19 protein-coding genes are annotated in these 21,879 nt (G+C 73.4%); 10 read left to right on the top strand and 9 right to left on the bottom strand.

Annotation, left to right across the window (positions count from 1 at the left end):
• Positions 1 to 21 precede the first annotated feature (21 nt).
• The 3 genes from IE252_RS21885 to IE252_RS21875 all read left to right on the top strand — a co-directional run bounded on the left by IE252_RS21885 (position 22) and on the right by IE252_RS21875 (position 1,940).
• Complete coding sequence (locus tag IE252_RS21885) at positions 22 to 396, top strand: luciferase domain-containing protein (protein ID WP_444545956.1); 375 nt, start codon at positions 22 to 24, stop codon at positions 394 to 396.
• 156 nt (positions 397 to 552) lie between these two features.
• Positions 553 to 1,188, top strand: coding sequence for a hypothetical protein (locus IE252_RS21880; protein WP_190091146.1), 636 nt, complete (start codon positions 553 to 555; stop codon positions 1,186 to 1,188).
• Between the two features lie 146 nt (positions 1,189 to 1,334).
• Positions 1,335 to 1,940 (top strand): sigma-70 family RNA polymerase sigma factor, encoded by a 606-nt coding sequence (locus tag IE252_RS21875; protein ID WP_190091145.1) that lies wholly within the window; start codon positions 1,335 to 1,337, stop codon positions 1,938 to 1,940.
• A 58-nt stretch (positions 1,941 to 1,998) separates the two neighbouring features.
• Here IE252_RS21875 and meaB read toward each other — a convergent pair whose 3' ends face one another.
• The 3 genes from meaB to IE252_RS21860 are packed head-to-tail and all read right to left on the bottom strand — an operon-like array spanning position 1,999 to position 7,073.
• A complete protein-coding gene (meaB, locus tag IE252_RS21870) occupies positions 1,999 to 3,030 on the bottom strand; it encodes a methylmalonyl Co-A mutase-associated GTPase MeaB (protein WP_190091144.1) in 1,032 nt (343 codons plus the stop codon).
• A gap of 6 nt (positions 3,031 to 3,036) precedes the next feature.
• Positions 3,037 to 5,226 (bottom strand): methylmalonyl-CoA mutase, encoded by a 2,190-nt coding sequence (scpA, locus tag IE252_RS21865; protein ID WP_190091143.1) that lies wholly within the window; start codon positions 5,224 to 5,226, stop codon positions 3,037 to 3,039.
• On the bottom strand, positions 5,223 to 7,073 hold the full coding sequence (locus IE252_RS21860; protein WP_190091142.1) for a methylmalonyl-CoA mutase family protein: 1,851 nt from the start codon (positions 7,071 to 7,073) through the stop codon (positions 5,223 to 5,225). Before IE252_RS21860 ends, scpA begins: the two co-directional genes overlap by 4 nt.
• A gap of 274 nt (positions 7,074 to 7,347) precedes the next feature.
• On the opposite strand from IE252_RS21860, the gene IE252_RS21855 reads away from it, so the two are divergent.
• Genes IE252_RS21855 through IE252_RS21845 form a run of 3 tightly spaced genes read left to right on the top strand, consistent with a single transcriptional unit; the run spans position 7,348 to position 11,245 of the window.
• Positions 7,348 to 8,034: a FadR/GntR family transcriptional regulator gene (locus IE252_RS21855; protein WP_190091141.1), complete on the top strand. Its 687-nt coding sequence runs from the start codon at positions 7,348 to 7,350 to the stop codon at positions 8,032 to 8,034.
• On the top strand, positions 8,031 to 9,419 hold the full coding sequence (locus tag IE252_RS21850; protein WP_190091140.1) for a tocopherol cyclase family protein: 1,389 nt from the start codon (positions 8,031 to 8,033) through the stop codon (positions 9,417 to 9,419). The genes IE252_RS21855 and IE252_RS21850 overlap by 4 nt, the downstream gene beginning before the upstream one ends.
• A complete protein-coding gene (locus IE252_RS21845) occupies positions 9,416 to 11,245 on the top strand; it encodes a GMC family oxidoreductase (protein ID WP_190091139.1) in 1,830 nt (609 codons plus the stop codon). Before IE252_RS21850 ends, IE252_RS21845 begins: the two co-directional genes overlap by 4 nt.
• 247 nt (positions 11,246 to 11,492) lie before the next feature.
• On the opposite strand, the gene IE252_RS21840 is transcribed toward IE252_RS21845, so the two are convergent.
• The 4 genes from IE252_RS21840 to IE252_RS21825 all read right to left on the bottom strand — a co-directional run bounded on the left by IE252_RS21840 (position 11,493) and on the right by IE252_RS21825 (position 15,914).
• Entirely contained in the window at positions 11,493 to 12,893 is a 1,401-nt protein-coding gene (locus IE252_RS21840) for a pyridoxal-phosphate dependent enzyme (RefSeq protein WP_190091138.1), read from the bottom strand.
• A gap of 85 nt (positions 12,894 to 12,978) precedes the next feature.
• Complete coding sequence (melC2, locus tag IE252_RS21835) at positions 12,979 to 13,806, bottom strand: tyrosinase MelC2 (RefSeq protein WP_190091137.1); 828 nt, start codon at positions 13,804 to 13,806, stop codon at positions 12,979 to 12,981.
• A 53-nt stretch (positions 13,807 to 13,859) separates the two neighbouring features.
• The gene (gene melC1, locus IE252_RS21830; RefSeq protein WP_190091136.1) at positions 13,860 to 14,288 is read right to left on the bottom strand and encodes an apotyrosinase chaperone MelC1; all 429 of its coding nucleotides are present in this window, start codon (positions 14,286 to 14,288) and stop codon (positions 13,860 to 13,862) included.
• Positions 14,289 to 14,870: 582 nt separating this feature from the next.
• Positions 14,871 to 15,914: a zinc-binding dehydrogenase gene (locus tag IE252_RS21825; protein WP_190091135.1), complete on the bottom strand. Its 1,044-nt coding sequence runs from the start codon at positions 15,912 to 15,914 to the stop codon at positions 14,871 to 14,873.
• A 239-nt stretch (positions 15,915 to 16,153) separates the two neighbouring features.
• Between IE252_RS21825 and IE252_RS21820 the strand changes: the two genes are divergently transcribed.
• Complete coding sequence (locus tag IE252_RS21820) at positions 16,154 to 16,795, top strand: TetR/AcrR family transcriptional regulator (RefSeq protein ID WP_190091134.1); 642 nt, start codon at positions 16,154 to 16,156, stop codon at positions 16,793 to 16,795.
• A 40-nt stretch (positions 16,796 to 16,835) separates the two neighbouring features.
• On the opposite strand, the gene IE252_RS21815 is transcribed toward IE252_RS21820, so the two are convergent.
• A complete protein-coding gene (locus IE252_RS21815) occupies positions 16,836 to 18,176 on the bottom strand; it encodes a CAP domain-containing protein (protein WP_190091133.1) in 1,341 nt (446 codons plus the stop codon).
• 338 nt (positions 18,177 to 18,514) lie between these two features.
• On the opposite strand from IE252_RS21815, the gene IE252_RS21810 reads away from it, so the two are divergent.
• Both IE252_RS21810 and IE252_RS21805 read left to right on the top strand, forming a co-directional pair.
• The gene (locus tag IE252_RS21810) at positions 18,515 to 19,555 is read left to right on the top strand and encodes a cytochrome c oxidase assembly protein (RefSeq protein ID WP_190091132.1); all 1,041 of its coding nucleotides are present in this window, start codon (positions 18,515 to 18,517) and stop codon (positions 19,553 to 19,555) included.
• Between the two features lie 101 nt (positions 19,556 to 19,656).
• A complete protein-coding gene (locus IE252_RS21805) occupies positions 19,657 to 19,857 on the top strand; it encodes a hypothetical protein (protein WP_101386832.1) in 201 nt (66 codons plus the stop codon).
• A 42-nt stretch (positions 19,858 to 19,899) separates the two neighbouring features.
• On the opposite strand, the gene IE252_RS21800 is transcribed toward IE252_RS21805, so the two are convergent.
• A complete protein-coding gene (locus tag IE252_RS21800; protein ID WP_190091131.1) occupies positions 19,900 to 20,319 on the bottom strand; it encodes a CBS domain-containing protein in 420 nt (139 codons plus the stop codon).
• A gap of 261 nt (positions 20,320 to 20,580) precedes the next feature.
• Between IE252_RS21800 and IE252_RS21795 the strand changes: the two genes are divergently transcribed.
• Positions 20,581 to 21,759 carry an acyl-CoA dehydrogenase family protein gene (locus IE252_RS21795; RefSeq protein WP_190091404.1) on the top strand — a complete coding sequence of 393 codons (1,179 nt, stop codon included), beginning with the start codon at positions 20,581 to 20,583 and terminating at the stop codon, positions 21,757 to 21,759.
• Positions 21,760 to 21,879: the final 120 nt, after the last annotated feature.

Raw genomic sequence — 21,879 nt, 5'->3', positions numbered from 1 at the left:
TTCCGCACGACGGAGTACGAGGTGGTGCACTTCCACTCCGACTACGCCGCCGATCTGCACCTCACCCACATGGCGATAGAGCGGCTGCTGCCCGAGCTCCGGCGCAGCAGCGCGATCCGGGTGACCCCCGGATCCGCCTGGCTCACCGTGCTCCTCGACTGCGACGCGGACGTGGAGCTGCTGCTGAGCCTGGTGAGCGTGGCACTGAAGGCGCACGGCGACGCCCGGCAGCGCCACCCGGGCGCGCCGTGCGAGTGGTACGGCTCGGCCGTGCCCTCCCCGCGCGCCGCGGTCGGGATGGGGGCGGTGGCGGCCGTCACCACGCCGCACGGCCTGGTCCCCGCCGCCCGGCGGGCGATGGGCCGCCTCATCCCGCACGGCCACCGGCCGGGCTGACGCCCCTGGGCTCCCCCCAGTAGTCGGCGCGAACCGGCGCCGGGTTCCGGCGAGTTGGTGTGGCCTGGATCACGCACCTTTTCAGGGCGGAATCGGCGAATCAATGTGCGAACCCGCCGGTGGAACGCCCGGGGCGGATGCGAGGATGAGCGCGCCATGACTGCCGGAGACTCTTGCCGCACTGTGCGGGCCGCGATGTTCGCGGCCCTCTGTGTGCTGCTCACCGCGCTCGGGCACGTCCTCATGTCACAGGCTCCGGTGCCCTGGTGGGCGCTGGGCTGCGGTTTCGTCGCGACCGGCGCCACCGCGTGGGCCCTGGCCGGGCGCGAGCGCAGGTTCGGACCGGTCGTGGCCTTCGCGGTGGGGGCGCAGGCGGTGCTGCACGAGACGTTCTCGTGGGCCCAGGCCACCGCGCGCCCCGCCATGGCGCCGATGGACATGCCGATGAGCGGGATGTCCACGGGGCATATGAGCCACATGGGCTCCATGGGCCACGACATGGCCGGTATGCCCCTGGGGATGTCCTCCAGCGGCATGCTCGCCGCCCACCTCCTCGCCGCGCTGCTGTGCGGCCTGTGGCTGGCGCACGGCGAGCGCGCGGCCTTCCGGATCCTGCGGGCCTTCGCGGGCTGGCTCTTCGCCCCGCTGCGGCCGACCCTGCTCTCGGCCGCGCCGCCGAGGGCCCCGCGCCCGCGCGCCCGCCGCGACCGCACGGTCCGCGCGCCCCGGCAGCTCTTCCTCGTCCACGCGATCACCTCACGGGGTCCGCCCGCCGGGACCGCTGTCGTCTGACGACAGCCGGTTCCCCGCGGCGTCCCGGGAGTCCCCTCCCCGGCGCCCCGGGCATCGGCCGCACGCCTTCGTGCCGCCGTACCCCTTCACCGGACCCGCCCGTCCCGCGGGCCGTTCCGGATCCCGGATCCCGAGAAGGACACCAGGTGATCACTCCTGCCCTGCCCCGCTCGCGCGACGAATCGACGGACCAGGCGATAACCGCCTGGGCGCTGGCCGCCCGCACCGGTGACCCCGTGGCCGTCGAGCACTTCGTCCGCGCGCTCCACCGCGACGTACGCCGTTACGTCACCTACCTCGGCGCCGATCCTCAGGCCGCCGACGACCTCACCCAGGACACCTTCCTGCGGGCCCTCGGCAGTCTGCACCGGTTCGAGGGCCGCTCCTCCGCCCGCACCTGGCTGCTGTCGATCGCCCGCCGCGCGGTGATCGACAACCTGCGGTACACCGCCGCGCGGCCGCGTGTCTGCGACACCGACGACTGGCAGTCGGCCGCCGAGCGGGCCCAGCCCCGGGGGCTGCCCGGCTTCGACGACGGGGTGGCCCTCGCCGACCTGCTCGCGGCGCTCCCGGACGAGCGCCGCGAGGCTTTCGTCCTCACCCAGCTCCTCGGGCTGCCTTACGCGGACGCGGCCCACGTCAGCAACTGCCCCGTGGGGACCGTGCGCTCCCGGGTGGCCCGCGCCCGCCAGGCACTGATCGAGCGGCTGCACGCGGCGGAGGGCGCGGAGCTGGTGGGCGCCCCGGCCTGAGCGACGCGAAAGGCCCGGACCGTATACGGTCCGGGCCTTCCCGTCACGGGCGGTACGGTCACGCGCCGTCCGGCGTCCCCTGGAACGCGCCCAGGATCCGCTCCGCCGCCAGCGTCGGCGTCAGCTCGCCGTCGCGGACGCGCCGCTCCAGCGCCGGAGCGAGCTCGCGTACCGCGGGATGCGCCCGCAGCCGGTCCAGGAGCTCGTCCTGGACCATCGTCCAGGTCCAGTCCACCTGCTGGTCACGGCGCTTCGCGGCGAGGCGCCCGGTGGAGTCGAGCAGCGTGCGGTGCTGGTCGATCCGCTCCCAGACGGTGTCCAGGCCACTGGACTCGCGGGCGCTGCAACACAGCACCGGCGGCGTCCAGGCCGCGTCCGCCAGTGGGGTCTCCCCTGCTCGAGCGGAGCCGAGAGCTTGGGGATGCATCAGACGCAGCGCGCCCGCCAGTTCGCGCGCCGCCGACTTCGCGTCGCGCTCGTGCGGCCCGTCCGCCTTGTTCACGGCGATCACGTCCGCCAGCTCCAGGACGCCCTTCTTGATGCCCTGGAGCTGGTCGCCCGTACGCGCGAGGGTGAGCAGCAGGAACGAGTCGACCATGTCGGCGACCGTCGTCTCGGACTGGCCGACGCCGACGGTCTCCACCAGGACGACGTCGTATCCCGCCGCCTCCATCACCACCATGGACTCACGGGTCGCCTTGGCGACGCCGCCCAGGGTCCCGGCGCTCGGCGAGGGCCGCACGAACGCCGCCGGGTCCACCGCCAGCCGCTCCATCCGCGTCTTGTCGCCGAGGATGGAGCCGCCGGTACGGGTGGACGACGGGTCGACGGCGAGCACCGCCACCCGGTGGCCGAGCCCGGTCAGCATCGTGCCGAAGGCGTCGATGAAGGTGGACTTGCCCACCCCCGGCACCCCGCTGATGCCGATCCGCCGGGCGTTGCCGGTGTGCGGCAGCAGCTCGGTGAGGAGCTGCTGCGCGAGCGCCCGGTGGTCGGGGCGGGTGGACTCGACGAGGGTGATGGCCCGGGCGACGAACGCCCGCTTCCCGTCGAGCACACCCTTGACGTAGCTGTCGAGGTCGATGCGCACGGGCGGCTACAGCTCGTCGTGGCCCAGCGCCGCGCCGAGCCGCGCCACCAGGTCGTACGCCGCGTCCGGGATGACCGTCCCCGGCGGGAACACCGCCGCGGCGCCCATCTCAAGCAGGGTCGGGACGTCCTGCGGCGGGATGACACCGCCGACGACGACCATGATGTCCTCCCGGCCCTCGGCGGCCAGCTCCTCGCGGAGCGCCGGTACGAGGGTCAGGTGACCGGCGGCCAGCGACGACACACCCACGATGTGCACGTCCGCCTCGACCGCCTGCCGGGCCACCTCGCCCGGCGTCTGGAACAGAGGGCCGACGTCGACGTCGAAGCCGAGGTCGGCGAAGGCGGTGGCGATCACCTTCTGGCCGCGGTCGTGCCCGTCCTGGCCCATCTTGGCGACCAGGATGCGCGGACGGCGGCCCTCCGCCTCGTCGAAGCGGTCCACCAGCGCGCGGGTGCGCTCCACGGACGGGGACTCGCCTGCCTCGTTGCGGTACACGCCGGAGATCGTACGGGTCTGTGCCGCGTGGCGGCCGTACACCTTCTCCAGGGCGTCCGAGATCTCGCCGACCGTCGACTTGGCGCGGGCCGCGTTCACGGCCAGCTCCAGGAGGTTGCCGGTGCCGGAGGCGGCGGCGTTCGTCAGCGCGCGCAGGGCGTCCTGGCAGACCGCCTCGTCGCGCTCCTCGCGCAGCCGCCGCAGCTTGGCGATCTGCTGGGCGCGCACCGAGGAGTTGTCGACCTTGAGGACGTCGATCTGCTCGTCGGTCTCCACCCGGTACTTGTTGACGCCGATCACCGGCTGGCGCCCGGAGTCGATGCGCGCCTGGGTGCGCGCGGCCGCCTCCTCGACGCGCAGCTTGGGGATGCCCGCGTCGATGGCTTGCGCCATGCCGCCGGCCGCCTCGACCTCCTGGATGTGCTGCCAGGCCCGCCGCGCCAGGTCGTAGGTGAGCTTCTCCACGTAGGCGCTGCCGCCCCACGGGTCGATGACCCGGGTGGTGCCCGACTCCTGCTGGATGAGCAGCTGGGTGTTGCGGGCGATGCGCGCCGAGAAGTCGGTCGGCAGGGCGAGCGCCTCGTCCAGGGCGTTGGTGTGCAGGGACTGGGTGTGGCCCTGGGTGGCGGCCATCGCCTCCACACAGGTGCGCGTGACGTTGTTGAAGACGTCCTGCGCGGTCAGCGACCAGCCCGAGGTCTGCGAATGGGTGCGCAGCGAGAGCGACTTGGTGTTCTTCGGGTCGAACTGCTTGACCAGGCGCGCCCACAGCAGCCGGGCCGCCCGCATCTTCGCGATCTCCATGAAGAAGTTCATGCCGATCGCCCAGAAGAAGGAGAGTCTGGGCGCGAACGCGTCGACGTCCAGGCCCACGTCGATCCCGGCCCGCAGGTACTCCACACCGTCCGCCAGCGTGTACGCCAGCTCCAGGTCGGCCGTCGCGCCCGCTTCCTGGATGTGGTAGCCGGAGATGGAGATCGAGTTGTAGCGCGGCATCTTCTGCGAGGTGTACGCGAAGATGTCGGAGATGATCCGCATCGAGGGCTTGGGCGGGTAGATGTAGGTGTTGCGGACCATGAACTCCTTGAGGATGTCGTTCTGGATGGTCCCGGCCAGCTTCTCGGGCGGTACGCCCTGCTCCTCGGCCGCCACGATGTAGAGCGCGAGGACCGGCAGCACCGCGCCGTTCATCGTCATCGACACCGTCATCTTGTCCAGCGGGATGCCGTCGAAGAGCTGGCGCATGTCGTAGATCGAGTCGATGGCCACGCCCGCCATGCCGACGTCACCGGTGACCCGCGGGTGGTCGCTGTCGTAGCCGCGGTGGGTCGGCAGGTCGAAGGCGACCGACAGGCCCTTCTGCCCGGCGGCGAGGTTGCGCCGGTAGAAGGCGTTGGACTCCTCGGCGGTGGAGAACCCGGCGTACTGCCGGATCGTCCAGGGCTGGTTGACGTACATCGTCGGGTACGGGCCGCGCAGATACGGCGCCACGCCCGGGTACGTCTCCAGGAAGTCCAGGCCCTCCAGGTCGCGCCCGGTGTAGAGCGGCTTGACCGCGATGCCCTCCGGGGTGTCCCACAGCAGATCGCCGTCGGCCTTACCGGTGGACTCCTTCACGGCGGTGCGCCACTGGTCTTCGGAGCCGTCGGCGCCGGCGCCCGGAGCCAGCGGCAGCTCCGAGAAGTCGGGGATCGTCATGACGCCACTCCCATGCGGTCGAGGGCGGAGGAGAGCACGGCCACCGCGTCGCAGCCGGCGTAGACACAGCTGTCGACACCGGTGAACTCGCCGCGGCCGGCGAGGTAGACGTGCGTCGCGCCGGCCGACCTGAGCGCGGCGGCGACCGCCTCCGCCTCCTCGGCGTAGAGCGCGTCGCTGGAGCACAGGCAGGCGACGGTGGCGCCGCTGGCGGCGAACGCCTCGGCGGCCGTGGCCGCGTCCACCGACACCGGGTCGTGCACCGGCTCGATGCCGCCCGCCTGGAACAGGTTGGAGGCGAAGGTCGCCCGGCCGGTGTGCGCGGCGGCCGGGCCGAGCGCGGCGAGGAAGACCCGCGGGCGGGTCCCGGTCGCGGCCAGATGGGCGTCCGAGCGGGCGCGCAGCTCCTCGAACGCCTCGTCGCGGCGCACCCTCGGCAGCCCGCCCGAGGGCTCGGCGGGGGCCGCCTCGCGCTCGACGGGACGCTCGGCGAGGTACGGGAACTCGCTGACGCCGGTGACCGGTTCGCGCCGCCGCGCCAGCTTGGCGCCGCGCTCGGCCCAGGTCGCGGCGAGCCGCTCGCCGATCAGCCCGGAGCGCAGCGCGGCGGCCTGGCCGCCCGCGCGCTCGATCGTACGGAAGAACTCCCAGGCGCTGTGGGCGAGTTCGTCGGTGAGCCGCTCCACGTACCAGGAGCCGCCCGCCGGGTCGATCACCCGGGCCAGGTGCGACTCCTCCAGGAGGATCGAGGAGGTGTTGCGCGCGATGCGGCGCGCGAAGGCGTCCGGCAGGCCGAGGGAGTGGTCGAAGGGCAGCACGGTGACGGCGTCCGCGCCGCCGACGCCCGCGGCGAGGCAGGCGACCGTGGTGCGCAGCATGTTCACCCAGGGGTCGCGGCGGGTCATCATCACCGGCGAGGTCACCGCGTGCTGGCGCTGCGCTCCGGCGGCGGGGGCCCCGCTCGCCTCGGCGACCCGCGCCCACAGCCGCCGCGCGGCGCGCAGCTTGGCGATGGTCAGGAACTGGTCGGCGCTCGCGGCGTAGCGGAACTCCAGCTGCGCGCAGGCCGCCTCGACGGACAGGCCCGCCTCGGTGAGCGCGCGCAGATAGGCGACGCCGGTGGCCAGCGACGCGCCGAGCTCCTCGGCGGCCGAGCCGCCGGCCTCGTGGTACGGCAGCGCGTCCACGGTGAGCGCGCGCAGCCCGGGGAACCGCTCGGCGCAGAGCCGGGCGAGTCCGGCCGCGGGGGCCGTCTCCAGCGCCTCGCCGGTGCGGGCCTCGTGGCCGAGTGGGTCGGCGCCGAGGTTGCCGCGCGCGGAGTCGGCGGCGACGCCGCGCTCCTCGTACAGGCGGAGCAACTCCCGTGCGGCGGGCTCGAATGCGGCGCCGGCGTCCAGGACGACGGGTGCGAGGTCGAGGTAGACGCCGTCGAGGGCGCGGGCGAGTCCGGAGACCGGCACGCCGCCCCGGCCTACGGCCAGCCAGAGCGAGGTGACGCCGTTCTCCAGATCGGCCAGCACGGCCTCGTTGACCCGGGCGGGGTCGGTTCCGGCGTGGCGCTGTCGTACGCCCCAGCCGTCCGCCGCGTTGCCCTCGGCCCGGCTTCCCCGGACAAAGGGGGCAAAGCCCGGATAACCGGCATCGGGCGCGGAGTCTCGCGCGGTGTACAGGGGGCGGGTGGTGAGCCCGTCCTCGACCGGGGTGGACAGTGCCTCCTCGGCAGCCGTGCCCGAGACATCTTTACCCGATTTGCGCAGCACGCCTTCCACGAGGCGCTGCCACTGCTCATGGGTTGCATCAGGGAACTCGGCGGCCAGCGAAAGCCCGTCGTCAGGCAGGACCGTCATGCTCAGATGCTAGGGCAGTGGCGCAAAGGTGCAGCAGGGGGAAGGGCTGTGACCTTGCCCTCTCCGGAACGCTCTTGATCCTTTACGGGCGGTGCCGTATCCGGCGCGGACACGGGGGAGCGTTCGTGGTCGCAACGGTCCGTATCGGCCTCTCCGGACGTATCGCCCCCTCTTACGCACACCTCTTGACGGCGCCGGAAGGCCACTGGTTCAGTGGCTCAGCCACTGAGCCACATATGAGCTTTCGGCGCCACCGTCCTGGGGAGGGACCTTCGTGGAGACGCTGCCCCGCGAGACCATCGTCGACGTCCTGGAGAACCGGCTGCGCGAGGACATCCTCACCGGTCGCCATCCGGCGGGCAGCTATCTGCCACCCGAACGCAGCCTCGCCGACGGCTACGGCGTCACCCGCACCACCCTCAAGCACGCCTTCGGCCGACTCGTCCAGGCGGGGCTCCTGGAGACCCGCCACGGCGTCGGCACCCGGGTCCGTGACTACGCCCGCCTGGGCGGCGCCGATCTGCTGCCGATGCTGGTGCGCCACAGCCCGGACTGGATCGGCGAGATCTTCGAGGTGCGCCGCAGCGTCGGCGCGCTGATCGCCGAACGCGCGGCGGCCCGCGCCACCGCCGAGGCCGTCACCGAGCTGCGCCGACTCCTGGACGCGGTACGGGAGTCGGCGGGCGGCGACGCGGTGCAGCTGGCCGACGCCGAGGTGCACCGGGCACTGGCCCGCGCCACCGGCAACCGGGTCTACGGACTCCTCACCAACACCCTCTTCAACGCCTACCTGCCCGTACGGGCCGCGCTGGTCGGGCCGTTCACCGACCCGGAGGCGGCGTACGCACGGCTCGCCCCGGTCGTCGAGGCCGTGGCGGCGGGCGACGGCCGAGCCGCCCACGCGGCGGCGGACGCCTATCTGACCGCCACCGAGCGGATCATGCTGGAAGGCCTGGCGTGAGCGGGCGGGGCACGGAGTTCCGCGAGACGCTGCTCGGTACGTTCCGGCTCGACGGCGAGGGCCGCACCCGTGCGGCCCGCCTCGACCTGCGGGCCTCGGCGGACACCGTCCTGCGCCCGGCCGGGACGACCGAGGCCCGCGTCACCGGACGGATCCGGATCGCGGGATGGGCCGACGACCCGCACCTGGTCGGCGAGTTGGAGATCTCCCCGCTGGCGCGCCGCCGCATCCGCTACCGGCTCGCCTTCACCGCCGACGGGCGCAGGCTCACCCTGGACGGCTGGAAGTCCGTCACACCGCTGCGCCCGGTCCGCTCGATGACGGTCCTGCCCTGCACCCTGTACGAGGAGGGCAAGCGGGTCGGGGCGGGCACCCTGCGCTTTCCCCTGGGCACGGGCCTGGCCCCGTTCCTGGCGAGCTTCCGCTTCCCGCGGCGCGAGGACGCCGACGCCCTGGTCGCCCCGCGCTGGAACGGCGAGCCCGGCCGTACCGAGGTCTGGTACACCACCGCGACCGACCATGTGACCGGCGACGGCCTCTGGCTCCACCACGAACTGGTCGCGCCCACCGACGGCTCCGGCGGTCACGCCCACGGCTGGGTCGCGGTGTTCCCCAAGGACGGCCCGGTCGAGCACGCCCGCTTCGGCCCCGAGCCGTGGCGGGGCGGCACGGACGGCTTCGGCACGCGGGACGTCTCGGTCCGGCCGGGCCGACTGACCGGAACGGCGGGCGCGTTCACCTGGGACCTGACCGAACGGGCCGAGGACGCCCCGCTGTTCACCTTCCCGCGCTGGTCCTGGCGCCGCCCCCTGCTGCCCGCCGCCCAGATCCTCCCGGCCGCCCGCGCCACGTACGACGGCACGGTCACCCACGACGGGCGAACCCTGACGCTGAAGGGCGCGCCGGGCGCGTCCGCCCGTATATACGGACACGGCAACGCCCGCCGTTGGTCCTGGCTGCACGCCGACCTCGGCGGCGGTGACGTCCTGGAGGTCGTGGCGGCGGTCTCGACCCGGCCCGTCCTGCGCGGCCTGCCGCCGCTGGTCTTCCTGCGGCTGCGGCGGCGCGGGCGCACCTGGCCCCGGCGGGCCGAACGCCCGGCCCTGGGATGGGCGGGCGCGGGCAGGTTCCGGGCGGAGATCGGGCTGCCGGTGTGGACGGTGACCGGTCGCTCCGGGCTGCGCCGCATCCGCGTCGAGGTGACCCAGCCGCAGGCGCGCACCCTCACCCTCGCCTACACGAACCCCGACGGCGGCGAGACCGTCTGCCGCAACAGTGAGACGGCCGACGCGGTCGTACGCCTGGAGCGCTGGTGGGGGAGGTGGCGGCCGGAGGCCGAGTGGACGCTGGAGGGCACGGCCCACGCGGAGGTGGGCGGCCGATGAGCGGCTACGGCGGCCTGGTGGCCGCGCTGCTCGCCGACGACGGCACCCGGCCCTGGACGGCGACGGTGCCGCGCAGGCTCGCCGACGTCCTCGCCTCGATGCCCGTACCCGCCCGGGCCGGGCTGCGGGGTGCGGCGGCGGCCGTCGACGCGTACGCGGTCGCCCGGACGGGACGGCGGCTCGCCGCGCTCGGTGCCCGGGAGCGCGAGCGCGTCATGGAGTCGCTCGGCGCCCGCCCCGCCCTCGCCCCGGCCCTCGACCTCCTCAAGGTGCCGGTGCTGCTCGCCGCCGGGACGGAACGAATGCTCCACGAGGGCGGGCGCGGGCCCCTGTTGGCGCCGCCGGACGATCCGCCGCTCGACTGCGTACCGGCCGAGGAGTGGCCCGCGCGGGCGACCGCCGACGCCGTGGTGATCGGGTCCGGCGCCGGGGGAGCGATGGCGGCGCGGACCCTCGCGCGGGCCGGGCTGCGCACGGTCGTCCTCGAGGAGGGGCACCATCACACCACCGCGTCGTTCGGGCGCCGCGCCCCGCTCGACCGGTTCGCCGAGCTCTACCGCGACGGCGGCGCGACCGTCGCGGTCGGCCGCCCGCCGCTGCTGCTCCCGACCGGACGGGCCGTCGGCGGTACGACCCTGGTCAACTCCGGTACGTGCTACCGCACTCCGGACCACGTCCTCGAACGCTGGCGCACGTCCTTCGGCTTCAGCCTCGCCGAGGGCATGCCGGACCGCCTCGACGAGGTCGAACGGACGCTGCGCGTCGCGACCCAGCCGCTCGACGTCCTGGGCAACAACGGCCTCCTCGCGCTCACCGGCGCCGAACGGCTCGGCTGGCGGGCCGCGCCGCTGCGCCGCAACGCCCCCGGCTGCAAGGGCTCCTGCCAGTGCGTGGTCGGCTGCCCGGCCGGGGCCAAGCAGAGCGTGCAGCTTTCGGTGCTGCCGGACGCGTGCGCGGCGGGGGCCAGGATCGTGACGGGCGCGCGGGTGCTTCGCATCCTGGTGGACCCCGACCGGCCGGGCGGGCCCCGGGCCGCAGGGGTACGGGTGCGCCGGGTGGACGGCAGCGAGCTGGAGATCCTCAGCCCACTGGTGGTGGTCGCGGCGGGCGCCCTCCAGTCCCCGCCGCTGCTGCGCCGCTCGGGCCTCGGCTCCCACCCCGGCGTCGGCCGCAACCTCAGCGTCCACCCGGCGACGAGCGTGGCGGGCCGCTTCCCGGAGCCGGTGACGGCCTGGGAGGGCGTGCTGCAGAGCGTCGGGGTGGAGGAGCCGCACGGACAGGGCGTCCTCATCGAGGCGACGGCGACCCCACCGGGCATGGGCAGCTTCGTCCTGCCGGGCGTGGGCCGGGAACTGCGCCGCGAACTCGACGGCGCGGGCCATCTGGCCACGCTGGGCGCGATGATCGCGGACAACCCGTCGGGCAGCGTCCACGGCCGCGACCGCACCCTGATCCGCTACGACCTGTCCCGCCGGGACGGGGGTCGTTTGATGACGGCGGTACGGGCGATGGCCCAACTGCTGTTCGCGGCGGGCGCGGAGGAGGTGCTGACCGGCATCCCGAAGGCCCCGAAGGCGCGGAGCCCGCGCGAACTGGACGAGGCCCTGGCGGGTGTGACGGCCCGTCAACTCCACCTCTCCGCCTTCCACCCCACGGGAACGGTGGCGGCGGGTGCCGACCCGTCCCGCTTCCCCGCGGACGGGGAGGGCCGCCTGCGGGGCGTCACGGGAGTACTGATCGCGGACGCGTCGCTGCTGCCGGGCTGCCCGGAGGTGAATCCGCAGGTGAGCGTGATGGCGGGGGCGCTGGGGGTGACGGGGGGTTGATTTCCCCACCCCGCCCGTTCCCCTAAAGCCCTCGGCCGGGCGGCTTGGTTCTTCGTCTGCGGGCCGTCCCCAACTGGTCGCGCAGTTCCCCGCGCCCCTAGAAATGCCGCTGCGCGGCAACCCCCCGGGCGTCCCGGAGGGGCGCTTTTAGGGGCGCGGGGAACTGCGCGAGCAACCCACCACGGTCCGCAGACGAAGCACCCGGCCGCCCGCCCAGGGCTTTCGGGAAGGGGCGGGGTGGGGGCCGTCACAGCAGGGCCCGCAGGGTCGCTTGCCCCACCACCCCCACCCCATGTCCATCCCGCACCACCACCGCCAACTCCGCCCCGCTCTCCTCCAGCTCGGCCAGCACCGCATCCACCCGCTCGCCCACCCCGAAGTGGGGGAGCGGCGCGCCGAGGTGGTCGCGTACCGGTGTGTCCGGCTTCACCGTGCCGTCCGACAGCGCGGCGGACAGGGTGTCCAAGGACAGGGAGCCCGCCAGCTCCGGTACCGTCGGTGCGCGGTCCGGGCCCGCCGGGCACGGGCCTGCCGCGGCGACCGGCGGCAGGCCGCGGTCGCGCAGGGACCGGAGGACGGCCAGCGCCTCCGCGACCGTGCTGAGCCGGTTCACGTACGGCAGCGACGAGTCCCGTACCGCGTCCCCCACCCGCGCCGCGCCCGGCTCCCCGTCCAGGAAGCCCAGCCGCAGCAGCCACGCGTCGTTGAAGTACTTCGAGAGGTACTGGCGCCCCGAGTCCGGCAGGATCACCACGACCAGCGACTCGGGGCCGAGCCCGGCGGCCACGCGCTGCGCGGCCGCCACCGCGAGACCGGACGAGCCGCCGACCATCAGGCCCTGCTCCCGCGCCAGTTGACGTACCGTCAGCAGCGAGTCGCGGTCGCTCACCGCGACGAGCTCGTCGACCACGTCCTGGTGGTAGGAGGTGGGCCAGACGTCGTCCACCGTCTCCGGGTGGCGCACGTGCCCGGTCGCCTCGACGAAGTACGGACGGCCGTCGCCGCCCGAGTAGACGGACGCCACCGGATCCGCCCCGGTCACCTGGACCGCGCCGCCGCTGACCTCCTTGAGGTAGCGGCCCGTACCGCTGATCGTCCCGCCGGTGCCGACGCACGCCACCAGATGCGTGACCCGGCCGTCCGTCTGGCGCCAGATCTCGGGGCCGGTCGTGGCGTAGTGCGCCCCCGGGTTGGCCGGGTTGTCGTACTGCCCGGCGAGCCAGCTGCCGGGTGTCTCCTCGGCGATCCGCGCCGCCGTGTTGAACACGTTCTCCGGGTCCTCGGCGGGCAGCCCGCTGCGCCGCACGACCACCTCCGCGCCGAACCCCCGCAGCGTGGCGACCTTCTCGGCGCTCGTCTTGTCGGGGACGACGAGGACGGCTCGGTACCCCTTGGCCGCCGCCACCATCGCGAGCCCGGCCCCCGTGTTGCCGGAGGTCGCCTCGACGACCGTGCCGCCGGGGCACAGCAGCCCGTCCCGCTCCGCCTGCTCGATCATGTGCAGCCCGATCCGGTCCTTCACGCTGCCGCCGGCGCTGAGGTATTCGAGCTTCGCGTAGAGCGCCGCCGACCCCTCGCCCCCGGGCGTGCGCAGCCGTACCAGCGGGGTGCCGCCGACGAGTTCGAGCACTGATTCGTGAACGTCCATGCCGCCGAGCTTACGAGGAGCGCGCACCCGGACATGCCGGTGCGGCCCCGGGGCGTGGGAGCCGCCGGGGCCGCACCGGAGCGCGCTACGCGGCGTCGAACGTGTAGAACTTCTTGTGGTCCAGCATGTCCGCCGGCGTCACGTTGTTCCACGGGCGCATGGTCTCGCGCAGGTCCACCACGTTCGCCGTCCCGGCGGCCGGGAGGTACGGCGAGGCCGGGTGGCGCTCCTGCCACTGCGCCCAGAGCTTGTCGACGAACGCGTGGTGCATCCAGAAGACCGGGTCGTTGGGGGAGACGCCGGTGCCCATCTGGCCGCCGACCCAGACGTGCACGCGGTTGTGCAGGTTGACCCCGCGCCAGCCCTCCAGGTGGTTGCGGAAGCCGCCGGTGGACTGGCTGTTCCAGGGGGCCTCGTCATACGTCGTCATGGCCAGGACGCTGTCGACCTCTGCCTTGGTGGGCAGCTGGGGCACGCCCGCGCCGAGCGCGCGGCGCAGGTAGTTGCGGCCGTCCACCCGGACGTTGATGGCCCACTGGCCGCCGGAGGAGGCGAACGGCCCGTCCATCACCTGGCCGTCGCGGCTGCGGCCGGTGCCGCCGAGGAAGTCCGCGGCCCACAGCGAGGAGGTGGCGGTGCGGTCGGCGGTCCAGTCCCAGTAGGGCAGCGCGACGGTCGAGTCGACGGACTGGAGGGCCTGCTCGAACTCTATGAGGAATCTGCGGTGCCACGGCAGGAAGGACGGCGAGCGGTGGCCCACACGGTCGGTGTCGTCGCCGTCGCTCATGATGAAGGCGTTGTGCGTGGTGACGAAGGCGTCGTACTTGCCGTTGCGCTTCAGCGTCAGGAGGGCATTGACGAAACGCTTCTTCTCGTCGGAGGTGAGCGTCGCCTGGTTCTTGCGTACGGTCATGGAAGTGCTCCAGATGGTGGTGCTGCGCGGGTGCGTGTGCGGGGGCGGAAGGATCAGGCGAGCGGGACGAGCGTGGCGCCCTGGAGCTCCACCACGGCCGCGCGGGCCACGGCGCGCGGGTTCGCGAACGTCTCGTAGTGGTTGATCACGCTGATCCAGGTGCCGTCACCGTTCCGCATGACGTGCAGTTCCTTGCCGTCTATTCGCACCTGGTAGCCCCCGTGGTGGCCGCCGTGCGCACCTCCCTGCGCGGGCGCGCCCTCTATGCGGCGGCCCTGGTACACCTCGTCGAACGGGGCGGGCGTGGCGTGCCCCGTGTGGTCCATGCCGCCCGTGTGACCGGTGTGGCCGTCGCCCGCGGCGGGGACGACGCCGTTGGCGGGTCCGCTCGCGGTCGCCGCGTACGCGGTACCGGCCAGGCCGAGGCCGGCCACCGCGGTCGCGGTGAGGCCCAGCGCGCTGCGGCGGGTGAGTCGGGACATGGGTAACCCCCAGTGGTTCGGCAGTGCTCGGTAGTGGTCCAGCGACGTCGTGGGCGCGAGAATGTGAAGACGCGGCCCTGTCAACGTGCTTGACGAGTCGTTGACGGACGTTCGTCCGGCGTGGTCATGGCCGGGACGTCCGTCGGGACCGTCGAGACAAATGCCTACAGCCCGGCAACGGAACGGCAAAGCGTCACCCAAGTGGTTGGGCTCAATGCGGACATGTCCAGATTCGAAGTGCAATGTTGAACGAAGATGATCTTGCTGTCCGTGCCCGCCCGGACCCTCGAAAGTGCAGATCCTTCATGGAATCTGCCGATCCTGTGAAGATTTTGTTGCTGGGGTGGTGAAGGTGTGGCGGCCCTCACGTGAGAAACCTGGCCGGTTTCGCGCCTCGTGATCATGGTGTGACGGGGTGTGGAACGCGCACCGCCGCCCACGCCTGAGCGGCAGGCGTGGGCGGCGGGTTGGGGCCCCGCGGGGACGGGGGATCGGGGGTTCACCGACGGCTGGGGGTGCGTCGGGACGGAGATGTGAAGGCGATGTGGGGCAGGTTGGGATGACGTTACGGGGGCGGGTCGATCAGGGCCGGATGACGATCCGGATCGGGTTGCCCTCCTTGTGCTCCAGGCGGCGCACGCCCTCCGCTATCTCCGGCAGCGGGAGTTCGGCGCTGATCGACCGGCTGATGTCGAGTCGGCCCGCGGCCACCAGGTCGACGAGCTGCTCGATGTGCTCCTTGCGGTAGCCGAGGTGGCCCGTCACCGAGTGCCGGTCGCGGGTGAACGCGGCCAGCGGGCCCAACTCGACCCTGTCCATGGACATACCGACCAGCACCAGACGGCCGCGGTGCCCCAGGGCGCGGTTGGCCTGGGCGATGGTGCCCGCGCGGCCGACCGCGTCGATCGCGACCTTCAGCCCCCGGCCGCCGGTGAGCTCGGTGATCCTGTCGAGGACGTCCTCGGCGGTCGGGTCCAGTGTGTGGTCGGCGCCCAGCTCCAGGGCGCGCTCGCGGGCCGCGGGCAGCGGATCGAGGCCGATCACCGGGGCGGCCCCGGCCAGCCGGGCGGCCTGGAGCGCATGCGTACCGATGCCGCCCAGGCCCCAGACGCCGACGCTCTCGGCCGGGCGGACCGCGGCCGTGTCGATCACCGCCGCGTACGGCGTGGAGACGGCGTCCGCGAGGATCGCCGCCCGCTCCAGCGGGATGGAGTCCGGGACGCGGACCAGCGCGCCGACCGGGACCAGGACGTACTCGGCCCAGGCGCCGTCGTAGTCGAACGCCATGATCTGCACGTGCTCGCAGTCGTCGATCGCCGAGCCCGAGACGCAGGCGGGGCAGGCGCCGCAGGCGCGCCCGGCGTGCACCACGACCCGGTCGCCCCGCTGCCAGCCGGGGACCGGCGAGCCCAGCTCGTCGATGGTGCCGGCGGCCTCGTGGCCCGGGGTGATGGACGGCAGGTCGGTGTGGAAGACGCCGTTCAGGAGGCTCAGGTCGGAGTGGCAGATTCCGCACGCGGCGACCTTGACCAGGGCCTCGCCGGGGCCGGGCCGGGGGACCGGCACCTCCTCGACGCCGAGCTTGCCGGAGGCGGGGTGGAATCGTGCGGCGCGCATGGTGCGCATGGCGGTCTCCTCAGTGCCCAGAGGTGCCCGGAAGCGCCCGGAAGGGGTCCGCACGGGGTGCGGGCTCGGCGGGTGCGGGCGGTGGACGGGTTGCTGGGCGGGATGGTGGGAAGGTCGGCGTCCTTGTTGAGCGATGCTCAATAAATTTGTACGACTGTTGTTGAGCGATTGTCAACAGTGCTGCCCGGCCACCGCCCGGCCCCGGCGCGCGGCGCCCCCACCGCTCGTACACTGCGGGCATGTCCGGAAAGCGCATCACCCGCCTGACCCCCGACCAACGCAGGACCCAGCTGGTCGACATCGGACTGGAGATGCTCGCCGACCGCTCGCTCGACGAGCTGTCCACGGACGAGGTCGCCCGCCGGGCCGGGATCTCGCGGGGCCTGCTGTTCCACTACTTCGACTCCAAGCGCGACTTCTACCGCGCGGTGGTCGCCAAGGAGTGCGCGCGCTTCATCGAAGCCGTGGAGCCGGACCCGGCGCTGGAGCCGGTCGCCTGGCTGCGGTCGTTCATCGACGGGTTCGTCGCGTACGTACTGGAGCACCGGCAGGTCTATCTCGCCCTGGTCAGGGGCGCGTCCGGCAGCCATCCGGCGGTCGCGGACATCCTGGGCGAGACCCGAGAAGCGGTGGCCCGCCATGTCGTCGACGCCCAGCGGCGCATAGGCATGCCTCAGTCGCCCCGGCTCGACATCGCCTCCCGCGCCTGGATGGCGTTCGCGGAGGAGGCGGTGACCGGCTGGCCGCTGGGGGAGCCGGGCGCGCGCGAGGAGCTGGCGGCGTTCCTGGAGTCCAGCTTCGTGAGCCTGCTGGGCACGCTGGACCGCCCGGTGGGGCTGGCGGACATGGCGGACGCGGTGGCCCGGCGGGCGGGCGCCTGAGCCGACCAGGGGCATCCGTACGGTGTGCGGGTCACAGCCCTCAGGCGAGGCCGAACAACTGCGTCCAGTACGTGCCCGCGCGGCCGCCGCCCGCGAAGCCGACGCCTATGTGCGTGAAGTCGGGCTTGAGGATGTTGGCGCGGTGGCCCGGACTGTTCATCCAGCCCTCCACCACCTCGGCCGCCGTGCGCTGCCCGCACGCGATGTTCTCGCCGATGCCCCGGTGCGCGGCCCCGGCCGCCCGGGCGCGGTCCCACGGCTCCAGGCCCTCCGGCGAGGTGTGCGAGTAGAAGCCGCGGGCCGCCATGTCCGTGCTGTACGCCTGGGCCGCCGAGGCCAGGCGGGTGTCGTCGGCCAGCGGGCGCAGCCCGGCCGAGGCGCGGCGGCCGTTGGTGAGCGCGACCACCTCGGAGACCGTGCGGTGCAGCCCGTCCCCGCTGAACGGCCGGGCCCACAGCGCCGTCCAGTACACCTCGCCCGTACGGTCGTCGGTGGCGCGGCCGATGCCCGCCTCGGTGAAGGCGGCGTCCCGCAGCGGGCGCCGGGTGTGGGCGTCCTCCAGGCAGTACGCCAGGAAGTCGGCCGGGGTGCGTGGCCCTGACACCAGGTGCTCGGCGATGCCCAGATACGCGTACCCCCGCGTGGTCACCCGCTGGAAGACGGACACACCGTCCGGGCTCTCCACGCTGAGGCGGCCCTGGGCGGCCATGGTCGCCGCGTGCGCCTCGGCGGCTGAGGTGAGCCGGTCGTCGATCGTCACCGGCGGGGCCCCGGCCCGGACCCGCTCGGCGTTGACCAACCCGCCGAAGCCGTCGTCCTGTTGGGTCCCCGGCCGCCGCGCGGCGGGGACCGGTATCGACGCGGTGGGCACCTGGACGGTGGGCGCGTGCGGCGGCGGGTCCTCGTCGGCCACGTCCACCCCGAAGTCGCGGGCCACTCCCGCGAGGCCGTCCGCGTACCCCTGTCCCAGCGCGCGCACCTTCCAGCCGGTGCCCCGGCGGTAGATCTCGGCCAGCAGGAGCACCGTCTCCCGGTCCGGCTTCGGTGGTGTGAACCGGGCCAGGACCTCGCCGCCGGGACCGCTGAGCCGCAGGCTCGGCACCGGCAGCCGGCCGAGCGGAACGCCCGGCTCGGCGGGGCTGACCACCACGGTCAGCCGGCTGGCCCCGGCCCGCAGCCGGCTCGGGTCGACGGTGATGACGTCGTCGTCGAGGCGGGTGCCGGGCGCGGACGGCTGGTTGTAGAAGACGAAGTCGGCGTCCCCTCCCACTTTTCCGGTGTCGTCGGTGATCAGCACCGACAGGTCGAAGGGGCCCGGGACCCCTATCGTCAGAACGCCGTCCGGAAGGGGCCGGTTGCCCCCGGGAACCAGCTCGCTCATCGACACCACCCCTCCACTGGCCCGCCGCGGTCCGCCACCGCGCCGCGCTGTCCCGCGTTCCGCCGCGCCCTGCTGCTTCGTGCCGCATTTGCCGCGTCGCTGTGGGGAGAACGCGGCGAGCGCGGCGGCTGGTTCCCGGCTCCGGCGTGTCGTACGGGTGACTTTCGAGGTGACATCCGTGGTGGCTTTCGTGGACGCGGCCGCGTGACTGCGTGGTGGCTTTCGCGGACGGGCCGCGCGGCCCGTCCAGGGGCCCGCAGGCAGGCCGCCGAACGGCCGGGACTACGGTTTATCCGGCCCGTCGCCGCCCGGCGGGCCGGGTGAGGAGGCCGGGCCGGATGTCCGCAGCACAATATGTCGTCGAGGTGGCCGCCGGGCAGTTCGGCGCCGCCGAACTGCCACGGCCGACCTGGGGCGACTTCCCCGCGCAGTGGCAGCTCGACCTGCCCGCGCTCGTGCTCGTCGCCGTGCTCGGCGGGCTGTACGGGTGGGGTGTGCTGCGGCTGCGCCGCTGGGGCGAGCCGTGGCCGGTGGCCCGGACCGCCGCGTTCGCGCTGCTCGGCCTCGGCACGATCGTGGTCGCGACCATGTCGGCGCTGGCCGTCTACGACACCGTGCTGTTCTGGCCCGCCGCCGTGCAGAACGTCCTGCTGGACCTGGTCGCGCCGCTGGGGCTGGCGCTCGGCGACCCGCTCTCGCTCGCCCTGCGGGCCCTGCCGGAGCGCACCGCCGGACCCGTCCGCCGCGCCATGACCGGGCGGGCCGCCCGAATCCTGGCGTTTCCGCTGGTCAGCTCGGTGCTGGTGCTGGCGTCCGAGCTGTGCGTCTACTTCACGCCGTACTTCGAGACGGCCTTGCGCGACGGCGCCCTGCACCAGCTCATGTACCTCCAGCTGCTGCTCGCGGGCAGCCTCTTCGTACTGCCGCTGCTCACCAAGGAGGAGCTGCTCCCGTCCTGGTGCGGGCACCCCGTACGGGCGGCCCTGGTGTTCCTGGACGGGCTGATCGACGCGGTGCCCGGCATCGTCGTGATGACCAGCGGCAGCGTGATCGCGGGCAGCTGGTACACCCGGCACGCCCCCGAGTGGGCGCCGGACCTGCACGCCGACCAGCAGCTCGGCGGCGGGGCGATGGTCACGCTGGCGGAGCTGGTCGGGGTGCCGTTCCTGATGGTGGTCTTCGTCCAGTGGGTCCGGGCCGAGCGGGCCGGGACGGCGGCCCTCGACCGGCGCCTGGACGCGGAGCTGGTGCCCGCCCCGGCCGCGCCCGGCCCCGGTCCCGCCCCGGATCCCGGAACCGAGGAGCCCGAGCTCGTACGCCCCTGGTGGGAGTCGGACGGCGGCGTCATCGGCGAGCGGATGCGGCGGCAGCGTCCGTAGGACGCCGCTGAGCGGGCGGGACGGGGGACATTTCTGGGGCGGATGCGTTCTGCGGGGCCGGGTACCAGAATGGAGCCACGCCGGACTAACGAGGAGGCGGCATGAACGCTCAGTCCGATCCCGCGCCGAAGCGGGAGGGGATCACCCCCGACGCACTGCTGCACACAGGAGCGGGCGGTGAGGTCACCGCCGAGGACCTGGTGCTCGCGTCGGGGCGCGACATCAACCCGAAGAACATGGCGTGGGCAGAGCGCCGACTGGCGGAGGACGGCCCCGCGGCGATCGACAAGCTGCTGCCCTGACCCACGCGGAGGCCCGCTGGCGGAGGCCCGGCTCCTCGCGGCTCAGCCCCTCGCGTAGACGCTGCTCGCGAACGAGGCGAACTGGTCCGCAGGGAGGTGCCGGGCCAGATCCGCCTCGGTGATCACCCCGACCGCCTCGCCGTCGTCCACGACGACGAGGCGGCGGATGCGCGCGTCGCTCATCACCCGCACCGCCTCGGCCGCGTCCGCGTCGGCGGAGACCGTACGCGGTCTGCCGTCGGCGAGGTCGCCCGCGGTCACATCGGCCGCGTCCTTCCCGGCGGCGAGCACCTTCACCACGATGTCGCGGTCCGTGACGATGCCCGTCAGCGTGCCGTCGCTGCCCTTCACGGGCAGCGCGCCGATGTTGTGGTCCCGCATCAACTGGGCGGCGCGGTCGAGGGTTTCGCTCGCCGGGATGCAGCGGACGTCGACGGTCATCAGGTCGCGGGCGGTGGTCATGGGGGCCTCCGGGGGCGGTGGTGTTCCTGGGCGTGGTACGCCCTCGCCATGCTGGCCGCGCCCCGGGCGCGCGGCGACCGTAAGGAGACGAACGGGTGACCGCCCGGAGCGACCTCTTCACTCCTCACCGCACCACCCTTCCAGATTCTTGGAACACGTTCTACTGTGTGCCCGCTCGCACGACGTACAGCGATGCGTAGCGACGTACGGCGACGTCCGCCCGACGCGCACCGACGGACCGTGACCAGCCTGGAGGGGCCCGTGCACCTCGAATACACACCCGAGCAGCAGCGGCTCCGCGCCGAGCTGCGCGCCTACTTCGCCGAGCTGGTGCCCGACAACGCGTACGCGCGGTACGCCGACCCCGCCACCCAGAAGCGCTTCTACCGCGACACCGTGCGCCGCCTCGGCGCGGACGGCTGGCTGGGGGTGGGGTGGCCCGAGGAGTACGGCGGGCGCGGGCTGAGCCCGATGGAGCAGTTCATCTTCTTCGACGAGGCCGCCCAGGGCGGGGTCCCGCTGCCGCTGATGGCGCTGAACACGGTCGGCCCGACCCTGATGCGGTTCGGCACGGACGAGCAGAAGGCGTACTTCCTGCCGAGGATCCTCTCCGGCGAGATCGACTTCGCCATCGGCTACAGCGAGCCCGACGCGGGCACGGACCTGGCCGCGCTCAAGACGAGGGCGGTGCGGGACGGCGACGAGTACGTCGTCGACGGCCAGAAGATCTGGACCACCAACGGCGACACCGCCGACTGGGTCTGGCTGGCCGTGCGCACCGACCCCGGCGCGCCCCCGCACAAGGGCATCTCCATGCTCCTCGTGCCGACCTCCGACCCCGGCTACTCCTGCACCGTCATCAACACCCTCGCCTCGCACGACACAACCGCCAGCTACTACGAGAACATCCGCGTCCCCGTCTCCCGCCGCGTCGGCGAGGAGAACCAGGGCTGGCGGCTGATCACCAACCAGCTCAACCACGAACGCGTCACGCTCGCCGCGCACGGCACCATGGCGATCCGCGCCCTGCACGACGTCCAGCGCTGGGCCGCCGGCGCCTTGCTCGCCGACGGCCGCCGCGTCATCGACCTCGGCTGGGTACGCGGCCGCCTGGCCCGCACCCACACCAGGCTCGACGCGATGAAGCTCCTCAACTGGCAGATGGTCAACGCCGTCCAGGAAGGCACCCTCACCCCGCAGGACGCCTCCGCCGTCAAGGTGTACGGCTCCGAGGCCCGCCGCGACGCGTACGCCTGGCTCATGGAGGTCGTCGGCGCGGCCGGCCCCATGAAGGAGGGCTCGGCGGGCGCGGTCCTCCACGGCGAACTGGAACGCGGCTACCGCTCGGCCGTGATCTTCACGTTCGGCGGCGGCAACAACGAGATCCAGCGCGAAATCATCTCCTGGATCGGTCTGGGGATGCCGCGGGTGCGCCGTTAGCCTGGCTGCGACTGGTTACTGCAACGACACTCCGTGACGCGGTGGGCAGCGCGTCGTTGATCACCGTGTGCGCGGAGGGGTAACTGACGGTTGGTCAGGGTTGTTTGACGACTTCGTGGC

It is taken from the genome of Streptomyces melanogenes, assembly GCF_014649795.1.
GTDB lineage: Bacteria > Actinomycetota > Actinomycetes > Streptomycetales > Streptomycetaceae > Streptomyces > Streptomyces noboritoensis.
This window is presented reverse-complemented; position numbering and strand designations above follow the sequence as displayed.